General features: G+C 69.2%; 16 protein-coding genes. 8 read left to right on the top strand and 8 right to left on the bottom strand.

From position 1 onward, the window contains the following. Positions 1 to 8 precede the first annotated feature (8 nt). The 6 genes from paaK (at position 9) to ACF8ME_RS10425 (ending at position 6,925) form a co-directional block, all read left to right on the top strand. Positions 9 to 1,313 carry a phenylacetate--CoA ligase PaaK gene (gene paaK / locus ACF8ME_RS10450; protein WP_343740681.1) on the top strand — a complete coding sequence of 435 codons (1,305 nt, stop codon included), beginning with the start codon at positions 9 to 11 and terminating at the stop codon, positions 1,311 to 1,313. A 17-nt stretch (positions 1,314 to 1,330) separates the two neighbouring features. Further along, complete coding sequence (locus ACF8ME_RS10445; protein WP_016449263.1) at positions 1,331 to 1,990, top strand: TetR/AcrR family transcriptional regulator; 660 nt, start codon at positions 1,331 to 1,333, stop codon at positions 1,988 to 1,990. Positions 1,991 to 2,026: 36 nt separating this feature from the next. After that, positions 2,027 to 3,178, top strand: a complete 1,152-nt coding sequence (locus ACF8ME_RS10440; protein WP_016454722.1) for an ABC transporter substrate-binding protein — start codon at positions 2,027 to 2,029, stop codon at positions 3,176 to 3,178. Between the two features lie 83 nt (positions 3,179 to 3,261). Further along, complete coding sequence (locus tag ACF8ME_RS10435) at positions 3,262 to 4,290, top strand: branched-chain amino acid ABC transporter permease (protein WP_012202505.1); 1,029 nt, start codon at positions 3,262 to 3,264, stop codon at positions 4,288 to 4,290. Then, positions 4,287 to 6,179, top strand: coding sequence for an ATP-binding cassette domain-containing protein (locus ACF8ME_RS10430; protein ID WP_392416329.1), 1,893 nt, complete (start codon positions 4,287 to 4,289; stop codon positions 6,177 to 6,179). Before ACF8ME_RS10435 ends, ACF8ME_RS10430 begins: the two co-directional genes overlap by 4 nt. Further along, positions 6,176 to 6,925 (top strand): ABC transporter ATP-binding protein, encoded by a 750-nt coding sequence (locus ACF8ME_RS10425; protein WP_047219451.1) that lies wholly within the window; start codon positions 6,176 to 6,178, stop codon positions 6,923 to 6,925. The genes ACF8ME_RS10430 and ACF8ME_RS10425 overlap by 4 nt, the downstream gene beginning before the upstream one ends. Positions 6,926 to 6,994: 69 nt before the next feature. Here the strand turns inward: ACF8ME_RS10425 and ACF8ME_RS10420 are convergent, their stop codons facing one another. From ACF8ME_RS10420 to ACF8ME_RS10405, 4 genes are all read right to left on the bottom strand, one after another. After that, the gene (locus ACF8ME_RS10420) at positions 6,995 to 7,966 is read right to left on the bottom strand and encodes a Bug family tripartite tricarboxylate transporter substrate binding protein (RefSeq protein ID WP_392416327.1); all 972 of its coding nucleotides are present in this window, start codon (positions 7,964 to 7,966) and stop codon (positions 6,995 to 6,997) included. A gap of 104 nt (positions 7,967 to 8,070) precedes the next feature. Continuing rightward, positions 8,071 to 8,337: a DUF2783 domain-containing protein gene (locus tag ACF8ME_RS10415; RefSeq protein ID WP_013800326.1), complete on the bottom strand. Its 267-nt coding sequence runs from the start codon at positions 8,335 to 8,337 to the stop codon at positions 8,071 to 8,073. A 31-nt stretch (positions 8,338 to 8,368) separates the two neighbouring features. Beyond that, a complete protein-coding gene (locus tag ACF8ME_RS10410) occupies positions 8,369 to 10,060 on the bottom strand; it encodes an FAD-dependent oxidoreductase (RefSeq protein ID WP_034368449.1) in 1,692 nt (563 codons plus the stop codon). A gap of 134 nt (positions 10,061 to 10,194) precedes the next feature. After that, on the bottom strand, positions 10,195 to 11,160 hold the full coding sequence (locus ACF8ME_RS10405; protein WP_392416325.1) for an MBL fold metallo-hydrolase: 966 nt from the start codon (positions 11,158 to 11,160) through the stop codon (positions 10,195 to 10,197). Between the two features lie 149 nt (positions 11,161 to 11,309). Between ACF8ME_RS10405 and ACF8ME_RS10400 the strand changes: the two genes are divergently transcribed. Continuing rightward, positions 11,310 to 12,128 (top strand): IclR family transcriptional regulator, encoded by an 819-nt coding sequence (locus tag ACF8ME_RS10400; protein WP_016449271.1) that lies wholly within the window; start codon positions 11,310 to 11,312, stop codon positions 12,126 to 12,128. A 19-nt stretch (positions 12,129 to 12,147) separates the two neighbouring features. On the opposite strand, the gene ACF8ME_RS10395 is transcribed toward ACF8ME_RS10400, so the two are convergent. Further along, complete coding sequence (locus tag ACF8ME_RS10395; protein ID WP_043790849.1) at positions 12,148 to 13,980, bottom strand: methyl-accepting chemotaxis protein; 1,833 nt, start codon at positions 13,978 to 13,980, stop codon at positions 12,148 to 12,150. Between the two features lie 307 nt (positions 13,981 to 14,287). Here ACF8ME_RS10395 and ACF8ME_RS10390 point away from each other — a divergent pair, with 307 nt between their 5' ends. Then, positions 14,288 to 15,121 (top strand): GNAT family N-acetyltransferase, encoded by an 834-nt coding sequence (locus tag ACF8ME_RS10390; RefSeq protein ID WP_026062563.1) that lies wholly within the window; start codon positions 14,288 to 14,290, stop codon positions 15,119 to 15,121. A 254-nt stretch (positions 15,122 to 15,375) separates the two neighbouring features. Here ACF8ME_RS10390 and ACF8ME_RS10385 read toward each other — a convergent pair whose 3' ends face one another. From ACF8ME_RS10385 to ACF8ME_RS10375, 3 genes are all read right to left on the bottom strand, one after another. Next, positions 15,376 to 15,843, bottom strand: coding sequence for a CoA-binding protein (locus ACF8ME_RS10385; RefSeq protein ID WP_392416323.1), 468 nt, complete (start codon positions 15,841 to 15,843; stop codon positions 15,376 to 15,378). Between the two features lie 28 nt (positions 15,844 to 15,871). Next, a complete protein-coding gene (gene nhaA / locus ACF8ME_RS10380) occupies positions 15,872 to 17,143 on the bottom strand; it encodes a Na+/H+ antiporter NhaA (RefSeq protein WP_392416321.1) in 1,272 nt (423 codons plus the stop codon). 234 nt (positions 17,144 to 17,377) lie between these two features. Next, positions 17,378 to 17,911, bottom strand: a complete 534-nt coding sequence (locus tag ACF8ME_RS10375) for a hypothetical protein (RefSeq protein ID WP_016449276.1) — start codon at positions 17,909 to 17,911, stop codon at positions 17,378 to 17,380. Between the last annotated feature and the right edge of the window lie 106 nt (positions 17,912 to 18,017).

Below are 18,017 nucleotides of genomic sequence, written 5' to 3'. Positions count from 1 at the left end.
GCCCAGCCATGCCTGTCCAGCGCCCCGCCCCCGGCGAACTCGACCCCATCGAAACCGCCAGCCGCGACGAGATCGCCTCGCTGCAGCTGCTGCGCCTGCGCTGGTCGCTGCAGCATGCCTACGACCATGTGCCGCATTACCGCCGCGCCTTCGACGAGAAGGGCGTGCATCCGTCCGACCTGCGCACGCTGTCCGACCTGGCCCGCTTTCCCTTCACCACCAAGAAGGACCTGCGCGAGAACTACCCGTTCGGCATGTTCGCCGTGCCGCGCCAGAAGGTGGCGCGCGTGCATGCCTCCTCGGGCACCACGGGCAAGCCCACGGTCGTGGGCTACACGTTGAATGACATCGACAACTGGGCCAACCTGGTGGCGCGCTCCATCCGCGCGGCGGGCGGGCGGCCTGGCGACATGGTGCATGTGGCCTACGGCTACGGCCTGTTCACGGGCGGCCTGGGCGCGCACTACGGTGCCGAGCGCGCGGGCTGCACCGTGGTGCCCATGTCGGGCGGGCAGACCGAAAAGCAGGTGCAGCTGATCCAGGATTTCCGGCCCGACATCATCATGGTCACGCCCAGCTACATGCAGGTGATCGTGGAGGAGATGCAGCGCCAGGGGATGGACCCGCGCGAGAGCTCGCTCAAGATCGGCATCTTCGGCGCCGAGCCCTGGACCGAGGCCATGCGCCGCGAGATCGAGGGCAAGGCGGGGCTGGACGCCGTGGACATCTACGGCCTGTCCGAAGTCATGGGCCCGGGCGTGGCCAGCGAATGCGTGGAGAGCAAGGACGGGCCGGTGATCTGGGAAGACCATTTCTATCCCGAGATCATCGACCCCGACACGGGCGAGGTGCTGCCCGACGGCAGCGAGGGCGAGCTGGTCTTCACGTCGCTGTCCAAGGAAGCCATGCCCATCGTGCGCTACCGCACGCGGGACCTGACGCGGCTGCTGGCGCCGACTTCGCGCAGCTTCCGGCGCATGGGCAAGATCGTGGGGCGCAGCGACGACATGCTCATCATCCGCGGCGTGAACCTGTTTCCCACGCAGATCGAGGAGATCGTGCTGCAGAACGCCCAGCTGTCGGGCCAGTACCAGCTGGTGGTCACGCGCGAGGGCAACCTGGACCGGCTGGCCGTGCGCTGCGAGATGCAGCCGGGCACGCAGGGCGACACCGAGGCGCTGGCACTGTGGGTGCAGCAGCGCATCAAGACCCTGGTCGGCGTGAGCGCCGAGGTCGAGGTGCTGCGGCCCGATTCCATAGAGCGCACCCTGGTGGGCAAGGCCCGCCGCGTGATCGACCACCGCAGCCGCTGAGCGCGCACAGGAGTCCCATGGCCCGAGGCCGATCTTCCGGATACGACGACCAGCGCGAACTGATCCTGGGCCATGCCGCCGCGCTGTTCGCGCGCAGCGGCTACCCCGGCACTTCGATGAACGAGGTGGCCCAGGCCTGCGGCCTGTCCAAGCCCACCATCTACCACTACTTCCGCGACAAGTACGCGCTGCTGGTGGACATCACCGATGGCCACATGACGCGGCTGCAGGCCCTGGTGGACGAGGTGCAGGCCATGGGCCTGCCGCCCGAGCCGCGGCTGCGCATGCTGATCGAACGCTTCGTGCAGGAGTACGCCCATGCCCGGCATGCCCACCGCGTGCTGACCGAGGACGTGCGCTTCCTGCAGGACGAGGACCGCCAGCGCGTGGTGGGCAAGGAGCGCGCCGTGGTCGAGGCCTTTGCCCAGGCGGTGGCCCAGCTGCGGCCGGACGCCGACGGCGCGGGCCTGTCCAAGGCGCTGGCCATGCTGCTGTTCGGGATGATGAACTGGATGTTCACCTGGCTGCGGCCCGACGGAACGCTGGACCACGAGGCCATGGCCCCCGTGGTGGCCGACCTGTTCCTCGGAGGCCTGCCGGCCGTGCAGACCCCAGGCAAACCCGTGCATCAAACCGCTGGCAAAAAAATAGTTACCACGGTAAATTGTGGCGCCTGACGGCACCGCGCCCCATCCAACACAAAGGAGACAGACATGAAGCGCATGACAAAACTGGGCCTGCTGGCCGCAACCCTGGCCACGGTCTGGGGCTCGGCCCTGGCCGACATCAACGTGGGCGTGGTGGTCTCGGCCACCGGGCCGGCCGCGTCGCTGGGCATTCCCGAAAAGAACACGGTGGCGCTGATGCCGCGCACGGTGGCGGGCCAGAAGGTCAACTACATCATCCTGGACGACGCCTCCGACACCACGGCGGCCGTGGCCAACACGCGCAAGCTGATCAGCGAGAGCAAGGTCGACGTGATCCTGGGCTCCAGCATCACGCCCAACTCCCTGGCCATGGTGGACGTGGTCTCCGAGGCCAAGACGCCCATGATCACGCTGGCGGCCTCGGCCAAGATCGTCGAGCCCGTGGATGCCAAGAAGTTCTGGGTCTTCAAGACGCCCCAGCACGACGCCATGATGGCCGCCGCCATCGGCGAGCACATGGCCAAGGCCGGCATCAAGACCGTGGGCTACATCGGCTTCAACGACGCCTATGGAGAAAGCTGGCTGCAGGAATTCCGCAAGGTGGCCGAGGCCAAGGGCCTCAAGCTCACCGCCACCGAGGCCTATTCGCGCAGCGACACCTCGGTCACGGGCCAGACGCTCAAGCTCATGGCGGCCAAGCCCGATGCGGTGCTGATCGCCGGCTCGGGCACGCCGGCCGCACTGCCGCAGAAGTCGCTCAAGGAGCGCGGCTACCAGGGCAAGATCTACCAGACCCACGGCGTGGCCAATGCCGACTTCCTGCGCGTGGGCGGCAAGGATGTGGAAGGCACGCTGCTGCCCGCCGGCCCCGTGCTGGTGGCCCACCAGCTGCCCGACAGCAACCCGGTCAAGAAGTCCGCCGTCTCCTATGTGGAGGCCTACGAGGCCGCCAACGGCAAGGGCACGGCTTCGACCTTTGGCGCGCATTCCTGGGATGCGGGCCGCGTGCTCGAAGCGGCGATTCCCGCCGCGCTCAAGAAGGCCCAGCCCGGCACGGCCGAGTTCCGCGCCGCGCTGCGCGATGCGCTGGAGCAGACCAAGGACGTGGCCGGCGCCCACGGCATCTTCAACATGACGCCCACCGACCACCTGGGCCTAGACCAGCGCGCGGCCGTCATGGTCAAGATCGAGAACGGTACCTGGAAGTACCAGCCCTGAACCTGCAGGCCTGAGGCCGCAGCGGCTGCCGCGCCTGGTGGCGGCCGCTGTGGCGCTTGGCCGCGTCTGCTCGAAAGTCGATCATGGATCTGCAAATCGCCCTGCTGCTGGGGCAGGACGGCATCGTCAACGGCGCCGTCTACGGCCTGATGGCGCTGGCCCTGGTGCTGGTGTTCTCGGTCACCCGCATCATCTTCATCCCGCAGGGGGAGTTCGTCGCCTTCGGCGCGCTCACCCTGGCCATGATGCAGGCCGGACGCGTGCCCACCACGCTGTGGCTGCTGCTGGCCCTGGCCGCCGCCGTGCTGGTGGTGGACCTGCTGCGCTGGCGCGCGGGCAGCCAGGTGAGCTGGCCCGCCACCTTCCTGTGGTGCCTGGCGCTGCCGGCCATTGCCGTGGCCCTGGCCTGGGGGTTGCGCCCGTCCTCGCTGATGCTGCAGGCGCTGGCCACCCTGGTGCTGATCACGCCCATGGGGCCGCTGCTGTACCGCCTGGCCTACCGGCCGCTGGCCCATGCCTCGGTGCTGATGCTGCTCATCGTCTCGGTGGCCATGCACGGCGTGCTGGTCGGCCTGGGGCTGCTGTTCTTCGGGGCCGAAGGCTCGCGCACCCCCGCGTTTTCCGAGGCGCAGCTGCGCCTGGGCGACATCACGATCTCGGGCCAGTCCCTGGTGGTGGTGGGCGTGACCCTGGTGCTGGTGGCCCTGCTGTTCGTGTTCTTCGAGCGCTCCATGATCGGCAAGGCGCTGCGCGCCACGGCCATCAACCGCGTGGGCGCACGCCTCATGGGCATTCCCACGGCCATGGCCGGCGACGTGAGCTTTGCGCTGGCCGCGCTGATCGGCGCCATCTCCGGCCTGCTGATCGCGCCGCTGACCACGGTGTACTACGACACCGGCTTTCTGATCGGCCTCAAGGGCTTCGTGGCCGCCATCGTGGGCGGGCTGGCCAGCTACCCGCTGGCCCTGGCCGGCGCGCTGCTGGTCGGGCTGCTGGAGGCCTTCTCGTCGTTCTGGGCCAGTGCCTACAAGGAGGTGCTGGTGTTCACGCTGATCATCCCGGTGCTGTGGTGGCGATCGCGCAATAGCCACCATGTGGAGGAAGAAGAATGAGCGCCCCCGTTTCCTCGCAGGCCGCGGCGCCTGCCAAGGCCGCCTCGGGCGGCATCAGCACGCGCGTGCTCACGGTGGCCGCCATTGCGCTGCTGGCCGCGTCCTGGGGCTTCCTGCCCGATTTCACCGTCGTCATCCTCAGCTACATCGGCCTGTTCGCCATGGTGGCGGCAGGCCTGGTGATGCTGACCGGCGTGGGCGGCATGACCTCGTTCGGCCAGGCGGCCTTCGTGGGCATCGGCGCCTATGCCACGGCCTGGGTCTGCACGGCGCCGGCCTCGGTGGCGGCGCTGGGCGGGCTGGTGGGCGCGGCGGGCCTGCCCTGGGTGGGCCTGGCGCTGGGCCTGCTCATCACCTTCGTCGTGGCCTGGCTGCTGGGCGCGGTCACGGTCAAGCTGCAGGGCCACTACCTGCCGCTGTGCACCATCGCCTGGGGGCTGAGCCTGTACTACCTGTTCGGCAACATGGAGTTCCTGGGCGGGCAGACCGGCATCACGGGCATTGCGCCGCTGGTGATCGGCGGCGTCTCGCTGGCCTCGCCGCGCGCCATGGGCGTGGTGATCTGGGCCGTGCTGCTGGTGGCGCTGTGGCTGCTGCACAACCTGCTGGACTCGCGCGAGGGCCGGGCCATCCGCGCGCTGCGCGGCGGCCGCGTCATGGCCGAGTCCATGGGCATCGACACGGCGCACTACCGCGTCAAGCTCTTCGTGCTGGCGGCCCTGCTGGCCACGCTGTCGGGCTGGCTCTACGCCCACATGCAGCGCTTCGTGAGCCCGGCGCCCTTCAACCTGAACGTGGGCATCGAGTACCTGTTCATGGCCGTGGTCGGCGGCGCCGGCCACCTGTGGGGCGCGGTGCTGGGCGCCACGCTGATCACGCTGATCAAGCAAAAGCTGCAGGACATATTGCCGGCCCTGCTGGGCACCAGCGGCAACTTCGAGGTCATCGTCTTCGGCCTGCTGATGGTGCTGGTGCTGCAGCGCTTTGCAGAAGGCCTGTGGCCCACGCTGCAGGCGCTCACGGCGCGCTGGGTGCGCCGGCCCGTGTCCGATCTGAAGCTGGCGGACGCTGCGCCGCTGGCGCAGCGCGCGCTGCCCGTGGCGGGCCAGGTGCTGCTGGCGGCCGAGCATGTGACCAAGCGCTTTGGCGGGCTGGTGGCCAACAACGATGTGGCCATGACGCTCAAGGCCGGCGAGGTGCATGCGCTGATCGGCCCCAACGGCGCGGGCAAGAGCACTTTCTTCAACATGATCTCGGGCGTGGACTCGCCCACCGAGGGCCAGGTGCGCTTCATGGACCAGGCCATGAACGATGCGCCCTCGCGCCGCTTTGCCGCCCTGGGCCTGGGCCGCACCTTCCAGCATGTGCGCCTGCTGGGCCAGCGCAGCGTGCTGGAGAACGTGGCCGTGGGCGCGCACCGGCGCGCGCACCGGGGCTGGCTGGCCTCCATGCTGCGCCTGGACCGGGCCGAGGAGGCCTCGGTACTGGCCGAGGCGCGCCGCCAGATCGAGCGCTGCGGCCTGGGCGCCTTCGCCGACGTGCCGGCCGCCTCGCTGGCCCTGGGCCAGCAGCGCATCGTGGAGATCGCACGCGCCCTGGCCGGACAGCCCGCGGCCCTGCTGCTGGACGAGCCGGCCGCCGGCCTGCGCCACCTGGAAAAACAGGCCCTGGCCGACCTGCTGCGCCAGCTGCGCGCCGAGGGGCTGGGCATTCTCGTCGTCGAGCACGACATGGAGTTCGTCATGAATCTTGCGGACCGCATCACGGTGCTGGAGTTCGGCACCGTGATCGCCGAAGGCACGCCGGCCCAGATCCAGGTCAACCAGCGCGTGCTGGATGCCTACCTGGGCGGCGGCGACGACGACGAGGCAACCGGAGAGACGGCATGAGCGATACCCTTTTGCAGCTCAAGGGCCTGAGCGTGTCCTACGGTCCCGTGGAGGCCGTGCACCAGGTGGATCTGGATGTGCGCAGTGGCGAGATCGTCACCGTCATCGGCCCCAACGGCGCGGGCAAGACCACGCTGCTGTCGGCCGCCATGGGCCTGCTGCCCTCGCGCGGCGAGATCCATCTGGACGGCAAGCGCATCGCACGCCCCGGCGTCGAGGTCATGGTGGCCAACGGCGTGGCCCTGGTGCCCGAAAAGCGCGAGCTGTTCGGCGAGATGTCGGTGGAGGACAACCTGCTGCTGGGCGGCTTCTCGCGCTGGCGCCGGGGCCTGCGCGACCAGACGCAGCGCATGGACGAGGTCTTTGCCATCTTCCCGCGCCTGAGGGAGCGGCGCCCGCAGATGGCCTCCACCCTGTCGGGCGGCGAGCGCCAGATGCTGGCCATCGGCCGCGCGCTGATGGCGCGCCCGCGCCTGCTGCTGCTGGACGAGCCCTCGCTGGGCCTGGCGCCGCTGATCGTGCGCGAGGTGCTGCAGGTCGTGGCCGGCCTGCGCGACCACGGCGTCTCGGTGCTGCTGGTCGAGCAGAACGCGCGCGCCGCCCTCAAGGTGGCCGACCGTGCCTACGTGCTGGAGATGGGCGCCGTGGCCCTCAGCGGCGCGGCCAGGGAGCTGCTGCACGACCGGCGCATCATCGATACCTATCTGGGGATGGGGCGCAGTGCGGAGGCGGCGGCGGTGGCCTGAGACGCAACCCCCAGCCACAACGAAAAAGGCTGCCAGACCGGCAGCCTTTTTGCGTCTGCAGCGTGGCGCTCAATCCAGCTTGATGTTGTTGGCCGAGATCACCCGGCCCCACTTGCTGCGCTCGGCGCGCACGAACTGGCCCATCTGCTCGGCGCTGCCGGGCATGGGCTCCACGCCCATGGCGGCCAGGCGTGCCTTGGTGCGGGTGTCGGCCAGGGCCTGCTGCAGCGACTGGCTGAACTTCTTGACCACCTCGGCCGAGCTGCCCGTGGGCACGACGATGCCCTGCCAGGCATAGCCCTCGAAACCTTTCAGACCCTGCTCCTGCAGCGTGGCGATCTGGGGCAGCACGTCCACGCGGGCGGGGCTGGCCACGCCGATGGCCTTGAGCTTTTTCTCGCTCAGGAAGGGAATGATGGTGGCGCTGTCGGCCCACATGGCAGGGATCTGGCCGCCGACCACGTCCTGCACGGCAGGGGCCGCTCCGCGGTAGGGCACATGGGTCATGTTGGTGAGGCCCGCCTGCTCCCGGAACAGCTCGCCCACCAGGTGGTGGGGGCTGCCCAGGCCGGCCGAGCCCCAGCTCACGCCGGTCTTTTGCTGTTTGGCCCAGGCCAGGAATTCGGCGAGGTTGGTGGCGGGCACCTCGTTGTTGACCACCAGCAGCATGGGAAAGCGCACCAGCATGCCCACGGGCTTGAAGTCGCGCTCGGCGTTGTAGTTGAGCTTGCTGAACAGGAAGGGGTTGGCCGCCAGCGTGGCGAAGTCGGCCGTGAACATGAGGTTGCCGTGGTCGCGCGAGCGGGCGCTGTACTCGGCCGCGATGTTGGTGCCTGCGCCGGGCTTGTTATTGATGACGATGACCCGCTCCATGTTGCGGCCCATGGCCTCGGCGATGACGCGGGCGACCACGTCCGAGCCGCCGCCGGCCGCATAGCCCACGACCCATTCCAGGGGCTTGTCCTGTGCCAGGGCGGCAGGCCCTGCGGCCAGGGCCAGGCCCGAGCAGGCCAGTGCGGCCAGAAACTGCTTGCGTTGCATCCTTGTCTCCATGTTGTATGCGGCGCCCTTGTGAGATGTCCAAGGTGTGAGGCGGGCGCCTTTGTGGGGATGGCAGGCCGCCGCACGGGCGGCGGCGCGCGGCTTCAGGCGGCCGCGTGCACCGGGGCGACCGGTGTCACGGCGCCGCGCTCGGCCGGGTCCGCGCCGGCAGGCGCAAGTCCTGCGCTGGCGCGGGCCAGTTCGAGCGCATGCAGCAAGGTGCCCTGGTGGCCGATGTGGTTGGCCAGCAGCAGCACGAGGCGGGCATTGAGGGCATGGCTTTGCGCGGTATCGAGCCCCTGGTGGGTGGCGATCAGGGCTTCGTAGAAATCGTCGCAGGCCTGCAGGTTGGGGTGGGTGGACAGCAGCATGGCGGTCTCCTTTGGATGGGGCGTAAGAGGTTCAGGCCGTGGCGGCGGCGCCGCAGGCTCTTTGGAGAGCGGCGCGCACGCCGGCCTCGTCGGGGCGGCGCCAGCGCGCGCAGACATGCTGGTCGGGCCGCAGCAGGTAGCTGGTGCCGGGGCGCGCATCCAGGCGTCTGGCCGCCAGGCCGCGCGCATCGATGAGGTCGGCGTCTGGTGCATGGGCCTCGCCCTCTGTCGCGATGGACAGGTTGAGCACGCCGGGCAGCGCCTGCGCCCAGGCCGGCGTGGGGCCGAAGTGCAGCAGCGTGAAGTCCGGGCCCAGGGCGCGCAGCAGCCAGGCCGTGCCGTCCACGCCGGGCCGGCGCATGGGCGCATCGGCCAGCACGGCGCCGGGCAGCTGCGTTCCGTCGAAGGTGTCGGTGTCGGGCGTGTTGAGCGCCGAGCCATGCAGCGTGGCCGGCACGGACAGCCGCCCGCTGTTGACGATGCGGCGCGCGAATTCATGGTCGCGCGCCAGGTCCAGCACGGCGTCGCGGAACAGGCGGCTGATCTCGCTCTTGGGCGTGATGAAGTCGGTAGCGCGCGTGGAGTTGCGGATGTTCTCGTCGGCCGCGTATTCGCGCTCGGCGCCATAGGTGGCGATCAGCGAGGCATCGGCCTGGCCGCGCAGCACGCGGTCCAGCTTCCAGGCCAGGTTCTCGGCATCCTGCACGCCGCTGTTGGCGCCGCGTGCGCCAAACGGCGAGACGCCGTGGGCGCTGTCGCCCGCGAAGACCACGCGGCCATGGACGAAGCGGTCCATGCGCAGACAGGCGAAGGTGTAGACGCTGGCCCATTCCAGCTCGAAGGGCGCGTCCTTGCCCAGCAGGGCGCGGATGCGGGGAATGATGTTCTCGGGCTTTTTCTCTTCCTCGGGATCGGCGTCCCAGCCCAGCTGGAAGTCGATGCGCCAGACATCGTCGGGCTGGCGGTGCAGCAGCACGCTCTGGCCCGGGTGGAAGGGCGGGTCGAACCAGAACCAGCGCTCGGTGGGGAATTCGGCATGCATCTTCACGTCGGCGATCAGGAAGCGGTCGCGGAAGATGCGGCCATGGCTTTCCTGGCCCAGCAGGCCGCGCAGCGGCGAGCGCGAGCCGTCGCAGGCCAGGACCCATTGCGCATCGATGCGGTAGCTGCCGTCGGGCGTCTCCACGGTCAGCAGCGCGCCCTCGGCCTGCGGCTCGAGCGCCGTGACCTTGCTGTGCCAGCGCAGGTCGATCAGCGGCAGCTGCAGGGCTCGCTCGACCAGATAGGCCTCGGCGTAGTACTGCTGCAGGTTGATGAAGGCCGGGCGCTCGTGGCCGTCCTCGGGCAGCAGGTCGAAGCGGTACAGCGGCTGGTCCTTGAAGAAGACCTTGCCCAGGTTCCAGGACACGCCCTTGTCCACCATCGCCTGGCCCACGCCCAGGCGGTCCCAGATCTCCAGCGTGCGCTTGGAAAAGCAGATGGCGCGCGAGCCCGTGGACAGCCGGCAGTCGTTGTCCAGCAGCACTACGCGCTGGCCGCGCTGGGCCAGGTCGATGGCCAGCGACAGGCCCACGGGGCCGGCGCCGACGATGACCACGGGATGCCGGGCGGGCGTGTCCGCACCGGCGTCCTGGTCGGCATGGCGCTCGTAGGGGATGTGGATGGCCTGTATGTCTGCGCCGCTGCCGCGCAGCGCTTGCAGGGAGATGGCGGGGTGGGACATGGGGTTCGTCCTCTGTCGTGGGCGTATGAGAGAGAAAAGGCGCAGCCATCCCCGCCGGCATCAGGGAATGCCGGTGCGCGGGCGGGTGCGATGGGCAGGCGTGCCGGTGCTCAGGACCGGCACGCCGCCGTGGTTCAGCCTTCGAGCGCTTCCCACATCTGGCGGTCGCGCTCGGCGGTCCAGATGCGCGGGTCGGCATGGCCCGAGGCCTCGTCGTAGGCGCGGGTCACATCGAAGGGCATGCAGTGGTTGAAGATCACCCACTGGCCGTACTTGGGCTGCAGCTTGGCGAAGGCGGCCTCGTAGACCTTGCGCAGGTCCTGCTGGGCGTCGGCGCCGGCCTTGACCTCGGTCCACAGGTCGCTGATGAAGTCGCGCGTGCCGGCCAGGCCGGCCTGCACCTCGGCCGGCGTCTGCAGCGCGGCGCCCCGGCCGGGCACGAGCTTTTCGGGCTGCAGGGCGGCGATGGCGTCCAGCGTGTGCGGCCAGTCCTGGAAGTAGGCATCGCCCGCATAGGGCGTGGCGCCGAACTCCACCAGGTCGCCGCTGAACAGCACCTTGTCCTGGGGCAGCCAGACCACGGTGTCGCCCTTGGTGTGGCCGCGGCCCAGCTGCAGGATCTGCACCTCGAGCTTGCCCAGCCACAGCGTCATCTTGCCGGTGAAGGTCAGGGTGGGCCAGGTCATGCCATCGGGCACGCTTTCCACGTTCTGGAACAGGCGCGGGAAGCGGCCGATCTCGCTGGCCTTGTCCTGCTCGCCGCGCTCCACGATGAGGTCGTAGGTGTCCTGGCTGGCAATGATGTGCTCGGCGCCTTCCGCGAAGAAGGCTGAGGCGCCCAGCACGCGCACCGCGTGGTAGTGCGACAGCGTGACGTACTTGATGGGCTTGTCCGTGACCTCGCGGATGCGGCGGATCACGTCCTGGGCCATGACGGGCGTGGCCTGGGTGTCGATCACCATCACGGCGTCGTCGCCAATGATGATGCCGGTGTTGGGGTCGCCCTCGGCCGTGTAGGCGTAGGCGTGCTCGGAGAGCTTGTCGAAGCTGACCTGCTTGATTTCGAGGTCGGCGGCGGAGGCAAAGGTCTTGGTGGTCATGGGTATCCTGCTTTTGAAATGGACAAACGCATTTGTTTTTATCGAATGCCTGAATGCTAGGGAAAAATTCAACATTGAACAATTCGTTTGGCATAGTGAAAAACCCTCGGAGCCGCAAACTCCGGGTTCCAGCCCTCACAATGCCTGCCATGTCCGATGCCGCCTCTTCCCCGAACAGCCCCGTCTTCCTTCCTGACAGCAGCGATGACGAGCCCGCGCGCGGCCCGCGCGGCATCCAGAGCGTGGAAGTCGGCGGCCAGTTGCTCAAGGCACTGGCACGCACGGGCCGGCGCATGGCGCTCAAGGATCTGGCGCGCGAGGCCGAGATGACGGCGGCCAAGGCCCACCCCTACCTGGTGAGCTTTTGCAAACTGGGCCTGATGGAGCAGGACCGTGCCAGCGGCCACTACGGCCTGGGGCCGCTGGCCATACAGATGGGGCTGATCAGCCTGCAGCAGGCCGATCCCGTGCGCCTGGCGATCGCCGAGCTGCCCGCGCTGGCGCAGGAGGTGGGCAGCACGGTGTCGATTGCCATGTGGAGCGGCCAGGGGCCGACCATCATCCGCGTGGAAGAGGGGCCCACCCATGTCTATGTGGCCATGCGCCACGGCACGCCCGCATCGCTGCGCCACACGGCCACGGGCAAGATCTTTGCGGCCTTTGGCGAGCCCGGGCGCATTGCGCCCCTGCTGGACGCGGAAGGCCACAGCCTGGAAGAGCCCGCCTTTGCAAAGGAGTTGGCCGCCATCCGCGCCAGCCGCCTGAGCCGGGTCGAGAACCAGCTGCTGTCAGGCGTGAGCGCGCTGGCCGTGCCGGTGTTCGACGGCTTTGGCCAGTTGGTGCTGGCCATTGCCGCCATCGGCCCCTCGGCCACGCTGGACCTGGATCCCCAGGGCCGGCCGGCCCGGCTGCTGCAGGCCCAGGCGCGCAGCCTGTCCCAGCGCCTGGGAGCGCCGGCCCAGGCCTGAGCCCGTCGCTTGCGGCGGCTCAGTTGGTGAGCAGCAGCTGATCCCGGGCAGGCGCACGCCCTTCCAGCGTGAAGCCGGCCACCGTGCGCGACAGGTGGTGGGCCTGCTCGTTGAGCACGGACGATGCGGCGGTGGACTCCTCCACCAGCGCGGCGTTCTGCTGCGTGGCGCGGTCCATGTCGGCCACGGCCTGGTTGATCTGGCCGATGCCCACGCTCTGCTCGGTCATGGCGCCGTTGATCTCGACAATGATCTGGGAGACGCGCTGGATGCCGTCCACGATCTCGCCCATGGTCTGGCCGGCCGCGCGCACGCGCTCCGTGCCCATGGCCACGCTGGCGCCGGAGGCGTCGATCAGGGTCTTGATCTCCTTGGCGGCCGCCGCGCTGCGGTGGGCCAGGCTGCGCACCTCCGAGGCCACCACGGCAAAGCCCCGGCCCTGCTCACCGGCGCGGGCGGCCTCGACGGCGGCATTGAGCGCCAGGATGTTGGTCTGGAAGGCGATGGCGTCGATGACGCCGATGATCTCGCCGATCTTGGACGACGCCCGGGAGATGTCGTCCATGGTGCTCACGGCGCTGCCCACCACGTCGCCACCCTTGGTGGCCGAGCTGCTGGCCGACTGCGCCAGGCGCGTGGCCATGGCGGCCGCCTCGGCCGACTGGCGCACATTGGCCGTCAGCTGCGACAGCGAGGCCGAGGTCTCCTGCAGGCTGCTGGCCGAGGATTCGGTGCGGTTGGACAGGTCCAAGTTGCCCAGCTTGATCTCGTCGGTGGCGGTCTTCATGGACTCCACGCCGTTGCGCACATCCTTGAGCACGGTGCCGATCTGCTCGACGAAGCCGTTGAAGGACGAGGCGATCTGCGCCACTTCGTCATTGCCCGACACCGGCAGGCGCTGCGTCAGGTCGCCGCCGCCCGAGCCGATCTTGTCCATGGCGTCGCGCACCTGGGACAGGCGTCGGAAGGACTGGGCCGTCAGCGCCGCCGCCACGGCCGTGGCCAGGCAGGCCAGCAGCACGATGGCGATGGCCAGCGTCTTGAGCACGCTTTGCAGGCCGGTCGTGGCCTCGGCCTTGTCCAGCGCGACCACCAGCAGCCAGTCCGTGCCTTGCACCGGGCGGGCCTTGAGCAGCTTGGCGCTGCCGCCCAGGTTCACTTCCAGCGGCGCCGTGGCGCTGGCCAGCGCGGTCAGCGCGGCCGGCGTCAGCAGCTCGGAGATGTCGGACGTGGGCTTGAGCAGCAGCTTGGCATCGGCATGCGCCAGCACCTGGCCGTCACGGCTGACCACGAAGCCCAGGCTGCCGGGCGTGGGGCGGATGGCGGAGACCACCTCGCGCACGCCCTCCAGCGGCACGGCGCCGCTGATCACGCCCTGCAGCGCGCCGCCGCGCAGCATGGGCGCCACGAAGGCCACATAGGGCACGCCCGTGGTGGAGTCGCCATAGGGCTTGGTCAGGGCCAGCTTGCCGGCCTGTACGGCGCTCTTGTACCAGGGGCGGGCCGTGGGGTCGTAGTCGGGCGGAGTGCTGGTGGTGGACTTGTAGGTCTTGTCTTCCCAGCCCACCGTGGTGATGGGAAAGCCGCTGGCCTGGCCCATGTGGGCGGCAAAGCCCTGCGGGTCGCCGTGCTCGATCACGGCGGCGGCGGCGCTGACGGCGCGTGCCTTGGAGGCCACCCACTGGTCGATGGCCATGGTGTTGCCGGCGGTGATGGCGTCCAGGTCCTGTTCAATGGTCTGGAAAGTGCTGCCGCGAACGATGTGGTACGTGGCAGCCCCCGTGATGGCAAGGGCGCCGACCACGGTGGCTGTGCTGATGGCAAGGATCTTGGAGCGAAGGGTCTGGAGCATGGCGCGGCAAGGGAAGACTGAGGACTCCGCAAGCCGCAATGGCCGGGCATGCGGCCCTGTCATTAACGCACAATTTGTTTCATTTTTGACGACATGCCAACCCTGTGGTGGCGTGCACCAACTTGCACGCAACACCTGTCATAGAGGCATTTGCTGCAGTGCACCATTGCAGTGCGGTGTGACATGTTGCTGTAACGCAACCGTCGCGGGACTTTCATGGCCGCTTTCCACAATGGCGGCACGCAGGCAAACCGAGTGGCACAGGCAGGTCACCGACTGCGTCCAACATGACGAGGAAGGCGGGCATATGGACGTTCTGGACACCCTTCGCAACGCGGCGATCGAGATCGCCAAGCCCCCGCTTTCCGCGCTTCTCCAGCCACCCCAGGCCGCGGACAAACCGCTGCGGCTGGATGTGCGCTGGGCCCGCCATCTCGACGAGGTGCGCCAGGTGCAGCGCCTGCGCCACGCGGTGTTCGCCGCCGAGATGGGCGCCGTGCTGCAGACCCCGCTGGCCGGGCACGACATCGACGCCTTCGACGATTTCTGCGAGCACCTGATGGTCTGCGATGCCGACAAGGGCGTGGTCATCGGCACCTACCGCCTGCTCACGCCCACCCAGGCGCTGCGCGCCGGGGGCCTGTACTCCGACCAGGAATTCGACCTGGGCCCGCTCGCCGCCTGGCGCCCGCGCATGGTGGAGCTGGGCCGCAGCTGCGTGCACGCATCGCACCGCCAGGGCGGCGTGATCCTGGCGCTGTGGGGCGCGCTGGCCGAATTCATGCAGCGCAACCGGCTCGACGCCATGGTCGGCTGCGCCAGCATCCCCATGCAGTACCCGGGGCTGGCCCATGGCGAGGGCCCGGCGCGCGTCTGGCAGCAACTGCGCCAGACCCATCTGGCCGAGCCCGAGCTGCAGGTGCGTCCCCGCGTGGCCCTGCCCGAGGAGCTGGCATCCGTCAGCACCAGCGGCATGAGCGTGGAGCCGCCCGCGCTGATCCAGGGCTATCTGCGTACGGGCGCCAAGGTGCTGGGCGCACCGGCCTGGGACAGCGACTTCAACACGGCCGACCTGCCCATCATGATGCGCATGCAGGACCTGCCTTCGCGCTACCTGCGCCTGTTCACGCGGCGCGGCTGAGGCCGTCGCAGCGTTTTGGGGAAATTGGGAATTTTCGGAAAGAGAGGGCGGAGCCGGCTTCTTGTGCAATGGGCCGGACCGTGATGTGCATCACAGGGCTGTCACAAAGACCGTGCATGATGCTGGATGTGGGCTGAAGCAGACACCCGGACGGAGGCAGGTAACCTGCACCGGACTGACCGGGCCTTGGTCCACGCCAATTGCAGGCCGCAGCCTCTTCGGGGCTGCGGCTTTTTTCATGGGCAATTCCTGAGTTACCGGGCAGTGGGCGGGGCATCGGCCAGAAGGCGCTGGTGTTCGATCTTCACGCAGCGGTCCTGCACGGTCCACAGGCCCGCAGCGCGGGCCAGTTCCAGGGCCTTGTCGTTGACCACGCCCAATTGCAGCCACAGGCAGCGCGCGCCGACGGCAACGGCCTCGGCGGCCAGCGGCGGGATGTCCTCGCTCTTTCGGAAGCAATCGACCATGTCGATGCGCAGGCCCTTTGCGGCCAGCGCGGCCGCAGCGTCGGCCAGGCTGGCATGCGCGGGCTCGCCCAGGATGAGGCCGCTCTCGCGCGCCACCACGGGGTTGACGGGAACGATGCGGTAGCCATGGCGCTGCATGTACTGCGAGGCCTGGTGGCTGGGCCGCTCGGGCTGCGGCGACAGGCCGACCACGGCCAGGGTGCGGCACTGCACGAGGATGTCGCGCAGGCGGGAGTCTGTTGCTGTATCGCTCATGCGCCGCAGTGTACGCAGCGCCTGCCGTTCAGGCGGGCAGGGCTGTCGCGTCCGCAGCATGGCGCCGGCGCAGCACCATCCCCCAGCCCAGCCCCAGCACGGCGGCCGTGGCCGAGGCCAACAGCACGCCCAGCTTGGCGGCATTGAGCAGGGCCTCGCTGTCAAAGGCCAGCGTGGCGATGAAGATGGCCATGGTGAAGCCAATGCCTGCCAGCAGGCCTGCCAGCAGCGTGTCGCCCCAGCCCATGCCTGGCGGCAGCGCGCACAGCCGCAGGCGCACGGCCAGCCAGCAGCTGATCAGCACGCCCAGCGGCTTGCCCAGCACCAGGGCCAGGGCCACGCCCCACATCACGGCCGAGGTGCCCGCCGCATCGATGCCAGCGGTGCCCGCCCCCTGCAGCGGCACGCCGGCATTGGCCAGCGCAAACAGCGGCATCACGCCAAAGGCCACCCAGGGATGCAGGTCCGCCTGCACGCGCTCCACGGGCGCGGCGCTTTCGCGGCCGGCCAGCGCATGCACGGGCGTCACCAGGCCCAGCATCACGCCTGCCAGCGTCGGATGGGCGCCGGTCTGCCAGATGCCCCACCAGAGCACGGCTCCCGGCAGCACATAGGCCCAGGCGCGGCGCACGCCCAGCGACTGCAGCAGGAACACGCCGGCCAGGCCGGCGGCGGCCACCAGCAGCTGGCTCCATTGCAGCCCGCCCGAATAGAACAGCGCAATGATGAGCACGGCCACCAGGTCGTCGATGATGGCCAGCGCCAGCAGGAACACGCGCAGCGCGGGCGGCAGGCCCCGGCCCAGCAGGGCCAGCACGCCCATGGCAAAGGCGATGTCGGTGGCCGTGGGCACGGCCCAGCCATTGCGCAGCGGCGGCGCGGCGTTGAAGGCCAGGAAGATCAGGGCCGGCGCCACAACGCCGCCCAGCGCGGCCATCACGGGCAGCAGCGCCTGGCGCGGCCGGGCCAGTGCGCCGGAATGCATCTCGCGGCGTATCTCCATGCCGACCACGAGAAAGAACACGCTCATCAGCGCATCATTGACCCAGAAATGCAGGGATTGCGACAGCTGCCACGGGCCCAGGCCCACGCTCAGCGGCGTGTGCCACAGCGCCTCGTAGGAGCCGGCCCAGCCGGAGTTCGCCCAGAGCAGGGCGGCGGCCGCTGCCAGCAGCAGCACGATGCCGCCCGCGGCCTCGGCATGGGACCAGCGGGACAGGAAGGCGCCGACGCGATCGGCGAAAGACAGGAAAAGGGGCGTGCGCGGGCCGGACGGCCGCGGGGTCGTGTAGGTGTTCATGTGCAAAGCAGCAAAGGGGCCTTGCGGCCCCGGTGCGCAGGCGGCCCGACCTGCGCTGAAAACACCTGTCCTGCCGCCCCATGCGGTCTGGACACCCAGCCGCCATTATAAAAGAAGCCCCCACTCCCTTTGCTGCGCAAGGTCCGCTGCCCCCCGAGGGGGCCGCTTTTTGCCTTGGGGCGGCCCGGCGGCAAAAAATCGGCTGCCGGGACTCTTGCGCAAGACCCTGCGGATTCAGGGCCTGGGCGGCTCATTGCGCGAGACGCATTCGGCCAGCAGCCCCAGCGAGGACAGCGCAATCATGAAGACCAGGAACACATAGGCCGCCGTAGCCACGCCCAGGCTCATGCTGAAGCCCCATTGCAGCACCGAGCAGGCCATGCCGGTCTGCGGATACATGGCCGTGCATTGCGATGCGGCCGGCATGTGCACGTACCAGGTGATGGCCACCAGCATGGCGCCCGCCACCATGGCGGCGTTGGCCCAGGGATGGGTCTGCGGGTGGTAGAGCGCATAGATCAGCGCCACGGGAACGGCCAGGCCCCAGGCGAACATCATCAGCCAGCTGAACACCGGCGAGACCGCCAGGATGGACTGCAGCCACTCCATCTTGGGCAATCCGTTGACGAAGCCCAGCAGATCCCACACAAAGGGCAGGACGATCCCCGCCACAGCCAGGCTGGCCAGTCCCAGCGCCAGCAGCAATCCCTTGCCGCGTGAACGATGGTGCACACCCGAAGGGTGCGAATGGGTGATCAGTGCATGCATGGCCCACCTCCTGTGTCGTGCAGGGCGGGCAGTTGCCGCGCGGGCGGGTCTCCGGAGTCGGGCGGCAGCCGCGGCGCCTAGCGTTCGGATTGCGGTATTCCCCGGA

Source organism: Delftia sp. WSY_7, assembly GCF_043104845.1.
GTDB lineage: Bacteria > Pseudomonadota > Gammaproteobacteria > Burkholderiales > Burkholderiaceae_C > Comamonas > Comamonas tsuruhatensis.
This window is presented reverse-complemented; position numbering and strand designations above follow the sequence as displayed.